General features: G+C 66.5%; 17 protein-coding genes. 15 read left to right on the plus strand and 2 right to left on the minus strand.

Features of this window, described 5'->3' with window-relative positions:
• Nucleotide 1 precedes the first annotated feature (1 nt).
• Genes pyrH through TBD_RS04060 form a run of 14 tightly spaced genes read left to right on the plus strand, consistent with a single transcriptional unit; the run spans nucleotide 2 to nucleotide 12,710 of the window.
• Nucleotides 2-715 carry a UMP kinase gene (pyrH, locus tag TBD_RS03995; RefSeq protein WP_011311299.1) on the plus strand — a complete coding sequence of 238 codons (714 nt, stop codon included), beginning with the start codon at nucleotides 2-4 and terminating at the stop codon, nucleotides 713-715.
• Nucleotides 716-724: 9 nt separating this feature from the next.
• Nucleotides 725-1,294, plus strand: a complete 570-nt coding sequence (gene frr / locus TBD_RS04000) for a ribosome recycling factor (protein ID WP_011311300.1) — start codon at nucleotides 725-727, stop codon at nucleotides 1,292-1,294.
• A 19-nt stretch (nucleotides 1,295-1,313) separates the two neighbouring features.
• A complete protein-coding gene (gene uppS / locus TBD_RS04005) occupies nucleotides 1,314-2,051 on the plus strand; it encodes a polyprenyl diphosphate synthase (protein ID WP_011311301.1) in 738 nt (245 codons plus the stop codon).
• 19 nt (nucleotides 2,052-2,070) lie between these two features.
• Nucleotides 2,071-2,877, plus strand: coding sequence for a phosphatidate cytidylyltransferase (locus TBD_RS04010; protein ID WP_011311302.1), 807 nt, complete (start codon nucleotides 2,071-2,073; stop codon nucleotides 2,875-2,877).
• Nucleotides 2,874-4,058, plus strand: a complete 1,185-nt coding sequence (gene ispC, locus TBD_RS04015) for a 1-deoxy-D-xylulose-5-phosphate reductoisomerase (RefSeq protein WP_011311303.1) — start codon at nucleotides 2,874-2,876, stop codon at nucleotides 4,056-4,058. Before TBD_RS04010 ends, ispC begins: the two co-directional genes overlap by 4 nt.
• A complete protein-coding gene (gene rseP, locus TBD_RS04020; protein WP_041432332.1) occupies nucleotides 4,055-5,407 on the plus strand; it encodes an RIP metalloprotease RseP in 1,353 nt (450 codons plus the stop codon). The genes ispC and rseP overlap by 4 nt, the downstream gene beginning before the upstream one ends.
• Nucleotides 5,408-5,415: 8 nt before the next feature.
• Entirely contained in the window at nucleotides 5,416-7,716 is a 2,301-nt protein-coding gene (bamA, locus tag TBD_RS04025) for an outer membrane protein assembly factor BamA (RefSeq protein ID WP_041432334.1), read from the plus strand.
• A 24-nt stretch (nucleotides 7,717-7,740) separates the two neighbouring features.
• Nucleotides 7,741-8,244 carry an OmpH family outer membrane protein gene (locus TBD_RS04030; protein ID WP_011311306.1) on the plus strand — a complete coding sequence of 168 codons (504 nt, stop codon included), beginning with the start codon at nucleotides 7,741-7,743 and terminating at the stop codon, nucleotides 8,242-8,244.
• 9 nt (nucleotides 8,245-8,253) lie between these two features.
• Entirely contained in the window at nucleotides 8,254-9,285 is a 1,032-nt protein-coding gene (gene lpxD / locus TBD_RS04035; protein WP_011311307.1) for a UDP-3-O-(3-hydroxymyristoyl)glucosamine N-acyltransferase, read from the plus strand.
• Nucleotides 9,282-9,725 (plus strand): 3-hydroxyacyl-ACP dehydratase FabZ, encoded by a 444-nt coding sequence (gene fabZ / locus TBD_RS04040; RefSeq protein WP_041432336.1) that lies wholly within the window; start codon nucleotides 9,282-9,284, stop codon nucleotides 9,723-9,725. Before lpxD ends, fabZ begins: the two co-directional genes overlap by 4 nt.
• Nucleotide 9,726: 1 nt before the next feature.
• A complete protein-coding gene (lpxA, locus tag TBD_RS04045) occupies nucleotides 9,727-10,503 on the plus strand; it encodes an acyl-ACP--UDP-N-acetylglucosamine O-acyltransferase (protein WP_011311309.1) in 777 nt (258 codons plus the stop codon).
• Nucleotides 10,500-11,633, plus strand: coding sequence for a lipid-A-disaccharide synthase (gene lpxB / locus TBD_RS04050; RefSeq protein ID WP_425314938.1), 1,134 nt, complete (start codon nucleotides 10,500-10,502; stop codon nucleotides 11,631-11,633). Before lpxA ends, lpxB begins: the two co-directional genes overlap by 4 nt.
• A complete protein-coding gene (rnhB, locus tag TBD_RS04055; protein WP_011311311.1) occupies nucleotides 11,630-12,244 on the plus strand; it encodes a ribonuclease HII in 615 nt (204 codons plus the stop codon). The genes lpxB and rnhB overlap by 4 nt, the downstream gene beginning before the upstream one ends.
• A 10-nt stretch (nucleotides 12,245-12,254) precedes the next feature.
• Nucleotides 12,255-12,710: a DUF4149 domain-containing protein gene (locus tag TBD_RS04060; protein WP_011311312.1), complete on the plus strand. Its 456-nt coding sequence runs from the start codon at nucleotides 12,255-12,257 to the stop codon at nucleotides 12,708-12,710.
• Between the two features lie 92 nt (nucleotides 12,711-12,802).
• Here the strand turns inward: TBD_RS04060 and TBD_RS04065 are convergent, their stop codons facing one another.
• Nucleotides 12,803-13,198: a thioredoxin family protein gene (locus tag TBD_RS04065; protein WP_011311313.1), complete on the minus strand. Its 396-nt coding sequence runs from the start codon at nucleotides 13,196-13,198 to the stop codon at nucleotides 12,803-12,805.
• On the opposite strand from TBD_RS04065, the gene TBD_RS04070 reads away from it, so the two are divergent.
• Nucleotides 13,197-14,198, plus strand: a complete 1,002-nt coding sequence (locus tag TBD_RS04070; protein ID WP_011311314.1) for a sodium:calcium antiporter — start codon at nucleotides 13,197-13,199, stop codon at nucleotides 14,196-14,198. The genes TBD_RS04065 and TBD_RS04070 overlap by 2 nt on opposite strands.
• Nucleotides 14,199-14,235: 37 nt before the next feature.
• On the opposite strand, the gene TBD_RS04075 is transcribed toward TBD_RS04070, so the two are convergent.
• The gene (locus tag TBD_RS04075; RefSeq protein ID WP_011311315.1) at nucleotides 14,236-15,138 is read right to left on the minus strand and encodes a matrixin family metalloprotease; all 903 of its coding nucleotides are present in this window, start codon (nucleotides 15,136-15,138) and stop codon (nucleotides 14,236-14,238) included.
• Nucleotides 15,139-15,149: the final 11 nt, after the last annotated feature.

Here is a 15,149-nt window from a genome sequence, read left to right on the forward strand (position 1 = left end):
AGTGGCGCCCGTTCGCCGCATCCTGCTGAAGCTCTCGGGCGAGGCCCTGATGGGACCGGACAGCTTCGGCTACCACGCCGGGACGATGGCCGGTTTCGTCGGTCAGATCCGTGACGTGGTCGCGCTGGGCGTGCAGGTCGGGATCGTCGTCGGGGGCGGCAATCTGTTTCGGGGTGCGACCGGCGCGCTCGCCGGCATGAATCGTGCGACGGCCGATTCGATGGGCATGCTGGCGACCGTGATGAATGCGCTCGCGCTGAAGGACGCGCTGCAGCAGGCAGGCGTTGCGGCGCGCGTGCAGACCGCCGTGCACATTGCCCACGTCGGCGAAGGCTTCGAGCGCGACGCCGCCGTGCGCGAACTCGAGGCGGGGCGGGTGGTGATCTTCGGCGGCGGAACCGGGAACCCGTTTTTCACGACGGACACCGCGGCTGCGCTGCGTGCTGCCGAGATCGACGCCGATCTGCTGCTCAAGGCGACCAAGGTCGACGGCGTCTATACCGCGGACCCGAACAAGGACCCGGACGCTCGGCGCTACGATACGCTCTCGTTCGACGAGGCGATCGCGAAGCAGCTCGGCGTGCTCGACACCGCGGCTTTCGCGCTGTGCCGCGAGCAGAAACTGTCCCTGGTCGTGTTCAACGTCTTCAAACCCGGCGCGCTCAAGCGCGTGGTGATGGGCGAGGACGAGGGCACGCGGGTCAGCAACCATTGAGGAATTGAAATGGCTGAAACCACGATCACCGACATCAAGCAGTCCGCCGAGCAGAAGATGGGCAAGACGCTCGAGGCGCTGAAAAACGATCTCGCGAAGGTGCGCACCGGACGTGCGCACGCCGGCATTCTCGACCACGTCCTCGTCGACTATTACGGCAACCCGACGCCGGTGCCCCAGGTCGCCAACGTCTCGCTGGTGGATTCGCGCACGCTCGGCGTGCAGCCCTACGAAAAGAACATGGTCGGCAAGATCGAAAAGGCGATCCGCGACGGCGATCTCGGTCTCAACCCGGCGACGCACGGCGACGTCATCCGCGTGCCGATGCCGGCGCTGACCGAGGAGCGGCGCCGCGACCTGATCAAGGTCGTGCGCAACGAAGCCGAGGGCGCGCGCGTCGCCGTCCGCAACATCCGCCGCGATGCCAACGCCTCGCTCAAGGATATGGTCAAGGCCAAGACCGCGACCGAGGACGAGGAGCGTCGTACCCAAGACGAAGTGCAGAAGCTGACCGACAAATTCATCGGCGAAATCGACAAAATGCTCGCCGAAAAAGAGAAGGACCTGCTCGCGGTCTGAGCGGCCCGAGTCCGTCGGCGTGTCTACCCGCACCAAGCAGGCGATCCCCGTGACCTCGGACGTGCCGCGGCACATTGCCATCATCATGGACGGCAACGGGCGATGGGCGAAGCGCCGCTTCATGCCGCGCTTCGCCGGACATCGCAAGGGAGTCGAGGCGCTGCGCGGCGTGATCCGCGCCTGCGCCGAGCGTGGCGTGACGCATCTGACCGTGTTCGCCTTCAGCTCGGAAAACTGGCGGCGCCCGCAGGAAGAAGTGACGCTGCTGATGGAGCTGTTCCTGCGCGCGCTCGAGAACGAAGTGGCCAAGCTGCACGAGAACGGCATTCGTTTTCGCGTCATCGGCGACCTGTCGGGATTTTCCGAACGCATCCAGACGTTGATCCGCGAGGCCGAAACGCTGACACGGGACAACAGCCGCCTCACGTTCACGGTCGCCGCGAATTACGGCGGACGCTGGGACGTCGTGCAGGCCGTCAAGAAACTCGTCGCGTCGGGCGAACCGGTGAGCGAAGCGGCGCTGGCCGCGCACCTGAGCCTCGCCGATACACCCGAGCCCGATCTCTTCATCCGCACCGGCGGGGAGCAACGCATCAGCAATTTCCTGCTGTGGCAGCTTGCCTACACTGAACTCTACTTTACCGACGCCCTCTGGCCCGACTTCGACGCCGCGGCGCTCGACGCCGCGATCGCTTCGTATCGCACGCGCGAACGTCGATTCGGTCGCACCAGCGAACAGCTGCTGACGGCGTCGTGACCGCACATCGAGGATTGCCATGACACCCCTGGCACGACGCGTGTCCACGGCGCTGCTGTTGCTGGCCGTATTCGTACCGGCCGCCCTGTGGGCGCCGGCCTGGCTGTGGGCGCTCTTGATGGCCGTCGTGGTCGGCGCGGCCGCCTACGAGTGGGCGCGCATCAGCCAATTCCCCGGTCCGATGGCCGGTTTTTACGCGGGCGCGCTCGCCCTCGTCGCCGCCGCCTTGCCCTACGTGCTCGGTAACGGCTGGCCGGCTTTCCAGGGCGGACTCTTCGCCCTCGCCGCTGCCTTCTGGCTCGTCGTCGCGCCGCTGTGGCTGCTCGGAAGCTGGCGTGCATCGGCCGCGTTCGTGCGCGCCGCGGTCGGCGTCGTCCTGCTCGTCCCCACCGGGGCCGCGCTGCTCTACCTGCAGGCGCGCGGCCCCGCCGTTTTGCTCGGCGTGATCGCGATCGTGTGGATCGCCGACACGGCCGCGTATTTTTTCGGCCGTCGCTTCGGCCGTCACAAGCTGGCGCCGCGCATCAGTCCCGGCAAAACCTGGGAGGGCGCGATCGGCGCGCTGGCGGCCGTCGTCGTCTACGCGGCGGCATTGAGCGTGGCGGTCGGCATGCCGCTCGTGTCGCTCGTCATCATGGCGGCCGGCCTGCTTTATGTGTCGGTGCTGGGTGACCTGTTCGAATCGTGGATCAAGCGCGTCGCCGGCATGAAGGACAGCGGCAACCTGCTGCCCGGTCACGGCGGCGTGCTCGACCGCATCGATGCGCTGACCTCGACGCTGCCCGTCGCTGCGGGACTCCTGATGTGGCTGGAGCACGGCGCGTGAGGCGCCGCGTTCTCACCGTCCTTGGCGCGACCGGGACGATAGGCGTCAATACGCTCGACGTCGTTTCACGCCACCCCGAACGCTTCGAGATCTTCGCGCTCACGGGCGCGACCCAGGTCGAACGCATGTTTGAGCAGTGCCGCGCGCACCGGCCGCGCTTCGCCGTCATGAGCGAGCCGGCCGCGGCGGCGGCGTTGCGCGCGCGACTTGCGGCCGACGGCCTTGCGGTCGAGGTGCTCGAAGGCGCGGCCGCGCTGACAGAGGTCGCGATCGCGGCCGAAGTCGATACCGTCATGGCGGCGATCGTCGGCGCCGCCGGTCTGCCGGCGACGCTCGCGGCGGCGCGCGCGGGCAAGCGCATCCTGCTCGCCAACAAGGAAACCCTCGTCGTCTCGGGCCAGCTTTTCATGGACGCGGTCGCCGCCAGCGGCGCCGAACTCCTGCCGATCGATTCGGAACACAACGCGATCTTCCAGGCCTTGCCGCGCGGATTCGACGGTGATTTCCAGCGCGCCGGCGTCAATACGCTGTGGCTCACCGCCTCCGGCGGCCCCTTCCGCACGCTGTCGGCCGAGGCCATCGCGGCGGCGACACCCGAGCAGGCAGTGGCGCATCCGAACTGGGTCATGGGCAGAAAGATCTCGGTCGATTCGGCGAGCCTCATGAACAAGGGGCTCGAAGTGATCGAGGCGCGCTGGCTGTTCAACGCGCGTCCCGAGCAGATCAAGGTACTCGTGCACCCGCAGAGCATCGTGCATTCGATGGTCGAATACGTCGACGGCTCGGTGGTCGCGCAAATGGGCACGCCCGACATGCGCACGCCGATCGCGTACGCACTCGGCTTTCCCGAACGGATCGCCGCCGGCGTGCCGATGCTCGAACTCATGGGCAGGCAGCTCACGTTCGAAGCGCCCGACACGGTGCGCTTTCCCTGTCTGCAGCTCGCCTTCGACGCGCTCGCGGCCGGCGGCAACGCCGCTGCCGTGCTGAACGCGGCCAACGAGGTCGCGGTCGCACGGTTTCTCGAAGGCGCGATCTCGTTTGGCGGCATCGCCGCGAGCATCGCCCACGCCCTCGATGCGGTGGCCGGGGGGCGCGCCGACACGCTCGACGAGCTGCTCGACGCCGACCACCGGGCGCGTCGCGTCGCCGACGACTATCTCAGGTGCAGCTACGCATGAATCTGCTGACGACCCTGCTGTGGTTTCTGCTCGCCATCGGTATCCTCGTTGTGGCGCACGAGCTCGGCCATTATTTCGCGGCGCGTCTGGCCGGCGTGAAGGTGTTGCGTTTTTCGGTCGGTTTCGGCAGGCCCCTGTTCAGTCGGCGCCTCGGGCGCGACCGCACCGAATGGACCGTATCGGCCCTGCCGTTCGGCGGCTACGTCAAGATGCTCGACGAGCGCGAAGGCGAGGTCCCCGCTGCCGAGGCGCACCGTAGTTTCAATCGCGCAACCGTCTGGCGCCGTATCGGGATCGTCGTCGCCGGGCCCACGGCCAATTTCCTGCTCGCCATCGTTTTCTATTGGGCGCTCTTCGTGCACGGCGTGCCGGCGATGAAGCCGCTGATCGGCGAGCCGCCGGCGGGCACGCCCGCGGCGCACGCGGGGCTCGCCGCCGGCGACGAGATTCGCAGCGTCAACGGTGTCGAGACGCCGTCGTTCCAGGACCTGCGCCTCAACCTGCTGCGTGCCGGCGTGGCCGGCGGTACGCTCGAGCTCGCGCTCGCCGACGGGCGCAGCGCACGGCTCGAGGTGTCGCCGCTCGAAACCGAAAACCTCGAGCGCGACGCGCTGACGCCGCTCGGCATCGTGCGCTACGACCCCGATATCGCGCCCGTGATCGGGGAGGTGTTGCCCGACGGTGCCGCGGCGCGCGCCGGATTCAAGCGCTGGGACCGGCTGATCGCCGCCGACGGCGAGGCGATCGCAACCTGGCAGGGGTGGGTCGAAGTCGTGCGTGCGCATCCGTCCAGGCCCTTGCGCATCGATTATCAGCGCGACGGCGAACGCCGCGTGTCGACGGTGACGCCCGACGCGGTCGACGAGGCGGGCAAGCGCGTCGGCAAGATCGGCGCAGGTCCGCATGTCGATCCCGCCGTATTCGATGCGCTGATGACCGAACTGCATTACGGCCCGGTCGAGGCCTTGTGGCAAGGCGCCGGCAAGACCTGGGACATGACCGTGTTCACGCTCGAGATGATGGGCCGCATGGTGCTCGGCCAGGTGTCGTGGAAGAACCTGTCCGGACCCTTGACCATCGCCGATTACGCGGGCCAGAGCGCCGACCTCGGATGGATCAGTTTCGTCGGTTTTCTCGCGCTCGTGAGCGTGAGTCTCGGGGTGCTGAACCTGCTGCCAATCCCGCTGTTGGACGGTGGACACCTCATGTATTATGTCGCGGAAGTTTTTCGCGGTCGGCCGGTGTCCGAGCGCGCCATGGAAATAGGGAGCCGGATCGGCATGGCGCTTCTGCTGTTGCTGATGTCGTTCGCCCTCTTCAACGATTTGCAACGTCTAATAAGCGGATGAAAAAACCCATGACCCTGACCCGTCTGACGCTGGCCCTCGCTGCGGTATTCGTCACGCATGCCGCATCCGCCGAGGCGCCTTTCGTCGTCAAGGACATCCGCGTCGAGGGTATCCAGCGCACCGAGGCCGGCACGGTTTTCAGCTATCTGCCGGTCAAGGTCGGCGATACGATGACCGACGAGAAGACCGCTGCCGCGATCAAGGCCTTGTACGCGACCGGGTTCTTCAAGGACGTCAGGCTCGAGGCGCGCGACGGCGTCGTGATCGTGACCGTGCAGGAGCGGCCGTCGATCGCCAAGATCACCTTGTCCGGCATCAAGGAATTCTCCGAGGACGATCTCAAGGCCGGGCTCAAGCAGACCGGCCTTGCCGAAGGGCGCGTGCTGGATCGATCGCTGGTCGAGAAGGCCGAGCAGGAACTGCAGCGCCAGTACTTCAACCGCGGCAAGTACGCGGTCGAGATCAAGTCGACGCTGACGCCGCTCGAGCGCAACCGCGTCGCCGTGCAGTTCGACGTCGTCGAAGGCGACAGCGCGAAGATCCGCCAAATCAACATCGTCGGCAACAAGGCGTTCAAGGAGAAGGAGCTGCTCAACCAGCTCACCTCGACGACGCCCAACTGGCTGACCTGGTACACCAAGAACGATCAGTATTCGAAGACGCGTCTTGCGGGCGACCTCGAGGCGCTGCGCTCGTTCTATCTCAACCGCGGCTACCTCGAATTCAACGTCGACTCGACCCAGGTGTCGATCTCGCCCGACAAGCAGGGTATCTACATCACGGTCAACGTCACCGAGGGGCCGCAGTACCGCGTCTCGGACGTCAAGCTCGCCGGACAGATGCTGGTACCCGAAGCCGAGCTCAGGAAGCTCATCACGCTCGAGCCGGGCGAAGTGTTCGAGCGCGACCGCCTGACCGAGTCGACGAAGAAGATCGGCGACCGCCTCGGCAACGACGGCTACGCCTTTGCCAACGTCAACGCCGTGCCCGAGCTCGACAAGGAGAAGAGCACCGTCGCGTTCACGCTTTTCGTGGATCCGGGCCGGCGCGTCTACGTCAACCGCATCAACGTCGCCGGCAACACGCGCACGCGCGACGAGGTCGTGCGCCGCGAAATTCGCCAGATGGAAGGCGCCTATTACGACGCCGAGAAGATCAACCGCTCGCGTGACCGCCTCAACCGTCTCGGCTACTTCAACGAGGTCAACATCGAGACCCCGAGCGTGGCGGGAACGACCGACCAGGTCGACGTCAACGTCAGCGTCGCCGAGAAGTCGACCGGCAACATCATGCTCGGCGCCGGTTTCTCCTCGTCCGAAGGCCTCGTGCTGTCGGGCTCGGTCTCGCAAAGCAACGTCTTCGGTACCGGCAACCGGCTCTCGGCACAGATCAACTCGGGGAGCGTCAATACGGTCTATTCGCTCTCGTACACCAATCCCTACTACACGATCGACGGCATCAGCCTCGGCTACGACATCTACCGGCGCGACGTCGACGCAAGCGAACTCGACGGCGTCGGCGACTACGAGACGTCGACCTACGGCGCCGGCGTGCGCTTCGGCCTGCCGATCAATGAACGCGATTTCATTTCCTTCGGCCTGACCTACGAGCAGACGTCGATCACGACCGATGCCGACAGCCCGACCAACTACCAGAAGTTCGAGGAGGAGTTCGGCAGCGACAACGACACCGTGCGCGTCGACACCTCGTGGGCACGCGATACGCGCAATAGCCACCTGTTCCCGACCCGCGGTCTGTTCCAGCGCGTGGCGGCCGAAGTCGGCACGCCGCTCGGCAGTCTCGAGTACTACAAGCTGTCGTTCCAGCACCAGCAATACTTCCCGCTCAGCAAGCGCTTCACGCTCATGCTGAACGGCGAAGTCGGCGTCGGCGGCGGCCTGTCGGACAAGCCGCTGCCGTTCTTCAAGAACTTCTACGCAGGCGGCACGAGTTCGGTGCGCGGCTTCGAGAACGGCACGCTCGGTCCGAAGGACGACGAGAACAACGCGCTCGGCGGCGACAAACGCGTCGTCGGCAACGCCGAGCTGTTCTTCCCGCTGCCCGGCCTCAAGGACGACCAGTCCCTGCGCATGTCGGCCTTCGTCGACGCGGGCGCGACCTTCGGCCCGAATGATGACCAGCACCGCTACGAGAATTTCGCCTTCGGTGACCTGCGCTATTCGGCGGGCGTCGCCGTGCTGTGGGTCTCACCGCTCGGCCCGCTCAAGTTCAGCCTCGCACAACCCCTCTCGAGCAAGGAAGACGACGAGGAAGAGATGTTCCAATTCACCTTGGGCAACGTGTTCTGAGACGCGTTGGCTACCGGAGTAATCATGATGAGCTTCAAGCAGTTCGCACTTTCCCTGATGCTGGCGACCGCGTTCGTCGCCATGCCCGCTGGCGCCGACACCAAGATCGGTTTCGTCAACACCGAGCGCCTGTTGCGTGAAGCGCCGCTCTCGGTCGCGGCGCAGAAGAAACTCGAACGCGAGTTCGCCGGTCGCGACCAGGAACTGCAAAAGCGCGCGAAGCAGGCGCGTGACCTGCAGGCGCAGCTCGACAAGGACGGCGTGACGATGTCCGACAGCGAGCGCAAGACCAAGGAGCGCGATCTGGCCAACCTGAACCGGGAACTGCAGCGCCAGGGCCGCGAATTCCGCGAGGATCTCAACCTGCGCCGCAACGAGGAACTGGGCCAGATCCAGGAGCGCGCGCGCAGGGCGATCCAGGAGATTGCCCGCACCGAGAAATACGACCTCATCGTCGAGCAGGCCGTCTACGTCGATGCCAAGAGCGACATCACCGACCGGGTGATGAAGGCGCTGGGCGGGAAATAATCGGCGGCGATGGCGGTCACGCTTGCAGCGCTGGTCGAGCGCTTTGGCGGCGAGCTGGTCGGCGACAGCGCGCGTTCGGTGCGCCAGGTCGCGCCGCTCGACCGCGCCTGCGCCGATGACATCGGTTTCGTCTCGCAGAGCAAATATCTCGCCGAGCTCGCAACGACCGGCGCGGGTGCGGTCATCCTGCCGCCGGACGCGCGCGATGCGACCGACCTGCCGCGCATTCTGACGCCGAATCCCTATCTCTATTTCGCGCGCGTCTCGGCGCTGCTGAATCCACCGCCGCGTCCGGCAGCGGGTGTGCATCCCGCTGCGACCGTGGCCGCCGACGCCGAAGTCGCAGCCGACGCGAGCATCGCCGCGGGCGCGGTGATCGGCAGCGGCGCGCGGATCGGTGCGCGCAGCGTCATCGGTGCGAACAGCGTCGTCGGCGACGGCGCGCGGGTGGGGGAAGACTGCCTGCTGCACGCCAACGTGAGCCTCTATCACGGCTGCCAGGTCGGCGACCGCGTCATCCTGCACGCCGGCTGCGTCATCGGCGCCGACGGCTTCGGCTTCGCGCCGAACGAAGGCCGCTGGGAAAAGATCCCGCAGATCGGCCGCGTGCTGATCGGCGACGACGTCGAAGTCGGCGCCTGCACGACGATCGATCGCGGGGCGCTCGAGGACACCGTGATCGAGGAGGGCGTCAAGCTCGACAATCTGATCCAGGTCGCGCACAACGTCGTGATCGGCGCGCACTCGGCCATCGCCGCCTGCACCGGAATCGCGGGCAGCGCGAAGATCGGCCGCCACTGCACGATCGGCGGGGCGGCGATGATATTCGGCCATATCGAGATTGCCGACGGCACGCGCATATCGACCAACACGCTGATCACCAAGTCGCTGCCGAAGCGCGGCACCTACACATCGGCGCTGCCCTTCTCGGAGCACGAGGTCTGGCAGAAGAACGCAGTCCACATGCGTAACCTCGACAAGCTCGTCACCCGCGTCAAGCAGCTCGAGAAAAGGCTCAACGAACTGGAAAACAAGACATGATCATGGACATCGAGCAGGTGATGCAGTACCTGCCGCATCGTTACCCCTTCCTGCTGGTCGACAAGGTCACCGAGCTCGAACTCGGCAAGCGCATCACCGCAGTCAAGAACGTCACCATCAACGAGCCTTTCTTCAACGGCCATTTCCCCGGCGCACCGGTGATGCCTGGCGTGCTGATTCTCGAAGCGATGGCGCAGGCGGCGGGCATCCTATCGTTCAAGACCAAGAATTACTCGCCGGAGCAGATCGGCATCATCTACTTCGCCGGCATTGACGGCGCGCGCTTCAAGAAGCCCGTCAAACCGGGCGATCAGCTCGTGCTCAAGGCCGAGATCGTGCGCGAAGTGCGTGGCATCTGGAAGTACACCGGACGTGCCGAGGTCGACGGCGCGCTGGTCGCCGAGGCCGAATTGATGGCGACGCTGCGCGACAAACCCTGAGATGGCGACGATTCACCCCACAGCGCTAGTCGCGCCGGGCGCGCGGCTGGCCGACGACGTCGAGATCGGGCCTTACAGCGTGATCGGCGAGCACGTCGAAATCGGCGCGGGCACCACGGTCGGCGCGCACGCGGTCCTCACCGGCCACACCACGATCGGCGAACGCAACAAGATCTTCCATTTCGTCTCGCTCGGCGAGGCGCCGCAGGACAAGAAATACGCCGGGGAGCCGACGCGCCTGGAGATCGGCGACTACAACGTCATCCGCGAGTTCTGCACCTTCAATATCGGCACCGTGCAGGACCGCGGCGTCACGAGAATTGGCCACCACAACTGGATCATGGCCTACGTTCACATCGCGCACGATTGCGTCGTCGGCGACCGTACCATCTTCGCCAACAACGCCTCGCTCGCGGGACACGCCGAAGTCGGCGACTGGGCGATCCTCGGCGGCTTCACCGGCGTGCATCAGTTCTGCAAGGTCGGCGCCCATGTGATGACCGGCATATCGAGCGTCGTCTTCAAGGACATCCCGCCTTTCGTCATGGCGTCCGGCCAGCCCGCCGCGCCGCACGGGCTCAACAACGAAGGCCTCAAGCGCCGCGGATTTTCGGCCGAGGCCCTGTCTGCGCTGAAGCGCGCCTACAAGATCCTCTACCGCGAGGGCAACACGCTCGCGGAAGCGCAGGCCAAGCTCGCCCCCGAGGCGGCGAAGCACGCCGAAGTGCAGCAGCTGCTCGATTTTCTTGCGCGCGCCGAGCGCGGCATCATCCGGTGATTGATCTCGGCGTGGTTGCCGGCGAAGCGTCCGGTGACCTGCTCGGGGCGCATTTCTTCGACGCGCTGAAAAAAAACCGTCCGGGCCTCACCGCGGCCGGAATCGCCGGCCCGCGCATGGTGGAGGCGGGCGTGAAGGCGATTTATCCGAGCGAGAAGCTCGCGGTCAACGGCTATGTCGAGGTGCTGCGTCATCTGCCCGAGTTGCTGTGGATACGCGCGCGCATCACCCGCCATTTCCTCCGCGAGCGGCCGCGCGTCTTCGTCGGCATCGACGCGCCGGACTTCAATTTCACGCTTGAAGCAGCGCTCAAGCGCGCCGGCGTCCCGACGATCCACTTCGTCAGCCCGTCGATCTGGGCCTGGCGCCCCGAGCGCATCGAGCGCATCAAGCAGGCGGTGTCGCACATGCTCGTGGTGTTCCCGTTCGAGGAAGCGATCTATCGCGACGCCGGCATTCCGGTCAGCTACGTCGGGCATCCGCTCGCCGACGTGATCCCGCTCCAAGCGCCGACCGGCGCGGCGCGCGCGACGCTCGGCCTCGGTGACGGCCCCATCGTCGCGCTGCTGCCGGGCAGCCGGCTTTCGGAAGTCGACCGTCACGCACGCCTCATGCTCGAGGCGGCGATGCAGGTCCGCGCCAAGGAAATGGACGTGCGTTTCGTGCTGCCCGCAGCGAGCGAAGCGGCGCGCGAACGGATCGCGCGGGCGGCGCAGGGCCTCGATCTGCCGCTCACGGTGCTCGCCGGGCGCTCGCACCAGGCGCTGGCGGCGTGCGACGTCGCCGTCGTCGCCTCGGGCACCGCGACGCTCGAAGCGGCCCTGTTCAAGAAACCGATGGTGATCACCTACCGCGTTCCGGCGCTGACCGCCCGTCTGATGCGGAAAAAGGCCCTGCTGCCGTGGATCGGGCTGCCGAATATTCTCGCGCGCGACTTTGTCGTGCCGGAACGGGTGCAGGAAGCGGCAACGCCCGATGCGCTCGCGGCCGACGTCCTGGCCTGGCTCGGCGACGCCGCCCGGCGCGCGGCGCTCGCTGTCACCTTCGACGCGCTGCATCGCGATCTGCGGCAGGGCGCGAGTGCGCGCATCGCCGCCGCGATCGCCCCCTACCTCGAGGCCGCGCGATGACAGGGCGTCGAACCGTCTCGCTGCACGTCGGTCCGGTCGGGCTGTGTGGCGTCGACGAGGCGGGACGGGGGCCGCTCGCGGGTCCCGTCGTCGCCGCAGCGGTCATGCTCGACCCCAAGCGGCCGATCAAGGGGCTGCGCGATTCCAAGAAACTCACGCCGGCCGCGCGCGAGCGGCTCGCCGACGAGATCCGCGCGCGCGCGCTGGCCTGGTGCGTGGCCGAGGCGAGCGTCGCCGAGATCGACCGGCTGAACATCCTGCATGCGACGATGCTCGCGATGCAGCGCGCGGTCGCCGGAATGTCGCACGCGCCGGACGACGTCTGGGTCGACGGCGACCGCTGTCCCGAGTGGACCTGGCGTTCGCAGGCCGTCGTTCAGGGGGACGACAAGGTCGCGGCGATCGCTGCGGCGTCGATCCTCGCGAAAACCGTGCGTGACGAATTGATGCGCGGCCTTCACGAGGCGTATCCGCTGTACGGCTTCGCGCAGCACATGGGCTACGCAACGGCTGCCCACCTCGCTGCGCTGAAGGCCAACGGCGCGTGCCCCCACCATCGCAGGAGTTTCGCGCCGGTCCGGCTCCTGCTCGATCAAACCTCGCTGTTCTGAAAGGAAGCTCGTGATCCCCTCGCTGTTTCTGCACGTTCTGAGCGTCGTCATCTGGGTCGGCGGCATGTTTTTCGCCTACATGGCGTTGCGGCCAGTGGCCGCGGCCGTGCTCGAGCCGCCACAGCGGCTGGCGCTGTGGGCCGGCGTGTTCGGCCGGTTTTTTCCCTGGGTATGGGCGTCGGTCGCGTTGATCCTGCTCACCGGGCTGCACATGCTGATGACGCTCGGTGGCGCGCAGGCCGCGCACTATATTTTCACGATGCTCGTGCTCGGCGTGCTGATGATGCTGATTTTCGCCCACGTGTTTTTCTCGCCGTACAAAAAGCTCCGGCGGGCGGTGCGCGACGAGGACTGGAAAGCCGGCGGCGCGGCGCTCGCGCAGATACGCCGGCTGATCGGGATCAACCTGAGCCTGGGCGTGATCACGATCGCGGTCGTGTTCGGCGGGCGCGCGTTCGCGGGGTGAGCGCGGGCGCCTGCAAGGTCTCCCCGCAGGCCTGATCGCCCTCAGGGTCGGGCTTGCCGCGGCGGCTGATTTGTTGCCGCCGGCAAGCGGCATCAGCCGGGTTCATCCTGCGCCGGCGCGTCGAGAAGCGCGCGGGTGGCCGCGCGGATCAGCGCGGCCTGCGGCGGACACTGCAACTCGGCGTGGAAGCGCCCGTCGCGGTAGAGGTAGATCGTGGGCAGGTGGAAGATTTCGAAGTAGCGTGCGACGCCCGTCGCTTCGCTGACGTCGACTTCATAGAGCGCGTCGACCGTTTCGTCAAGAACACTTGGTAGCAGTTGCCGCCAGCGCCGGCAGGCGCCGCAGTGGGGGGCGGTGAAAAGCACGACGGCGATCCCGGCCGTACGTGCGATCCGGTGATGGAAATCGCCCTCAGTGAGGCGTTCGAAAGCGCGGACGGCGGAGGCGCCGCTGGTAGAATCGCGCTTTCGCTCCGGACGCCCGCCCATGCTTTTTCTCGAACTCCTCGGCTATCTGCTGCTCATCCTCGTTGCGGCGGAAATCTTTGTCAACGCGCTCGAGCACCTAGGGGAAAAACTGCGCATCTCCGAAGGGGTGACCGGTTCGCTGTTCGCCGCGGTCGGCACGGCGATGCCTGAAACGCTCGTGCCGCTGCTCGCGATTTTCGCCGGCACGGGCAACGCGACGACCAACGAGGAGATCGGCGTCGGCGCGATTCTCGGCGCCCCGCTGATGCTCTCGACGCTGTCGCTGTTCCTCATGAGCGTCGCTGTGCTCGGACGGCGCGGCCTGCGCGGCCACCTCACACCCGAAAAGACCGGCCTCAAGCGCGATCTCGATTTCTTCCTGATGGCCTTCGTGCTGGCCTTCGTCGCGATGTTCGTGCCACACACGCAAAGCTGGGCGCGCGGCGCGCTCGCCTTCGTCATGGTGATGATCTACTTTTTCTACGTCATGCTCACCTTGCGTGCGTCGAGCAAGCTCGTCGACGAGGGCCACGCGACCGAGGCCGGCTCGCCCATGCTGCTGACCCGGCTGGGCATGCCGCAGAACCTGCTCTTCATCATCGTGCAGCTCGCGCTCGGCCTGGGCTTGCTCGTTGCCGGCGCCAAGGGTTTCATCCACGGCGTCGAGGCCGCCGCGCCGATCATTGGCATCTCCGCCTTGCTGCTCTCGCTGATGATCATCCCGATCGCCACCGAACTGCCCGAAAAGGTCAATTCGATCCTGTGGATACGCAAGCACAAGGACACATTGGCCTTCGGCAACATCACCGGCGCGATGGTGTTCCAGGGCACGCTGCTGCCTGCGATCGGCATCTCGCTGACGCCCTGGGCGCCGCAGAAGGAAGTGCTGCTCGGTGTGCTGGTCACGCTCGTCGCCGCGTTCTGGCTGCGCTGGGCGGCAGTCACCGGAGGCCTGCGGGTCTGGCACCTGTTCGTGAACGGCGCGCTGTACATCACCTATCTCACCGTGGTGCTGGCTTAATCAGCAAACGGCGGGGCGCCCGCCAACCTTCGGCCGGTCAGCGACGAGGCGCGCGCCGTCGCGCGACGCCACCGACCAGGGCCAGGCCGCTCAGCATCATCGCCCAGGTGCCCGCCTCGGGAACCGGCGTCACCTGCCAGCCGATGTCCTCCATGGCGGCGAAATCGAGTTCGGTGAAATGCTTGCGCGTGCCGCTCGCGAGCGTGCCGGTCATTGCCGCTTCTTCGATCGCGCCGCGATAGGTCGTCAGCGTGCCTTCCGCCCAATGGTCGAGGTTTTCGTTGAGCACGACCGTCCCTGCCGCCGGACCGACGAAATCGCTGCCGACGATGCGGTTGTCGAACGCATCCGAGGTCGCGAAACCGAGTACGTGGGCGAGTTCGTGGACGGCGACGCTGTAGAAGTCGTATTCCGACGCGCCGAGCCCGCTCGTGGTCGTGCCGAAATGCCAGTTGGTGTCGGTATCGAAGACGATCGAGCCACCCCACGGGGCGACGTCGACTGCGCTTGCGCCGTTGACCGGCCCCTGGCCGCGCCGCGTCGCGTCGCTGCAGAAGCTGCCGATGCCGGAGCAGCTGTAGCCGCCCGGGCCGCCTTCGCCCAGCGTGTCGTCGTTGTAGTGGTAACCGCCGGCGTAGACGCGGATCACGTTTTCCCCCAGCGACGCGTCGTGGTGCACGACGTTGGCGCCAGAGGGATTGCCTGGGTTGAAGAAGACGGTGTCGAAACTGTTCGACCCCGTCGAGTTGATTGCCGTGAACTGGTCGGAAAAGCGACGCTCGAACAGGTTCGCCGCGGCGTCGAGCGCGGACCGGCGGTCGCCGTCGCTGAGAAAACCGCTGCTGTCGTAGCTGTAATCGAACTGGATGTCGATAGTGGCTTCTGCGTGTGCGCCGAATCCGGCGAGCAGCGCGGTGGCGAGGATACGGGGGGTGATCAAGGCTGGCTCCT

This window comes from Thiobacillus denitrificans ATCC 25259 (genome assembly GCF_000012745.1).
Taxonomy (GTDB): Bacteria; Pseudomonadota; Gammaproteobacteria; order Burkholderiales; family Thiobacillaceae; genus Thiobacillus; species Thiobacillus denitrificans_B.

Excerpts from the sequence above, each read along its gene's own strand:
- lpxA (WP_011311309.1), top strand. The coding sequence starts at position 9,727 with ATGGCGACGATTCACCCCACAGCGCTAGTCGCGCCGGGCGCGCGGCTG.
- rseP (WP_041432332.1), top strand. The coding sequence starts at position 4,055 with ATGAATCTGCTGACGACCCTGCTGTGGTTTCTGCTCGCCATCGGTATC.
- fabZ (WP_041432336.1), top strand. The coding sequence starts at position 9,282 with ATGATCATGGACATCGAGCAGGTGATGCAGTACCTGCCGCATCGTTAC.
- TBD_RS04010 (WP_011311302.1), top strand. The coding sequence starts at position 2,071 with ATGACACCCCTGGCACGACGCGTGTCCACGGCGCTGCTGTTGCTGGCC.
- TBD_RS04065 (WP_011311313.1), bottom strand. The coding sequence starts at position 13,198 with ATGGGCGGGCGTCCGGAGCGAAAGCGCGATTCTACCAGCGGCGCCTCC.
- TBD_RS04030 (WP_011311306.1), top strand. The coding sequence starts at position 7,741 with ATGATGAGCTTCAAGCAGTTCGCACTTTCCCTGATGCTGGCGACCGCG.
- TBD_RS04070 (WP_011311314.1), top strand. The coding sequence starts at position 13,197 with ATGCTTTTTCTCGAACTCCTCGGCTATCTGCTGCTCATCCTCGTTGCG.
- lpxD (WP_011311307.1), top strand. The coding sequence starts at position 8,254 with ATGGCGGTCACGCTTGCAGCGCTGGTCGAGCGCTTTGGCGGCGAGCTG.
- frr (WP_011311300.1), top strand. The coding sequence starts at position 725 with ATGGCTGAAACCACGATCACCGACATCAAGCAGTCCGCCGAGCAGAAG.
- bamA (WP_041432334.1), top strand. The coding sequence starts at position 5,416 with ATGACCCTGACCCGTCTGACGCTGGCCCTCGCTGCGGTATTCGTCACG.
- rnhB (WP_011311311.1), top strand. The coding sequence starts at position 11,630 with ATGACAGGGCGTCGAACCGTCTCGCTGCACGTCGGTCCGGTCGGGCTG.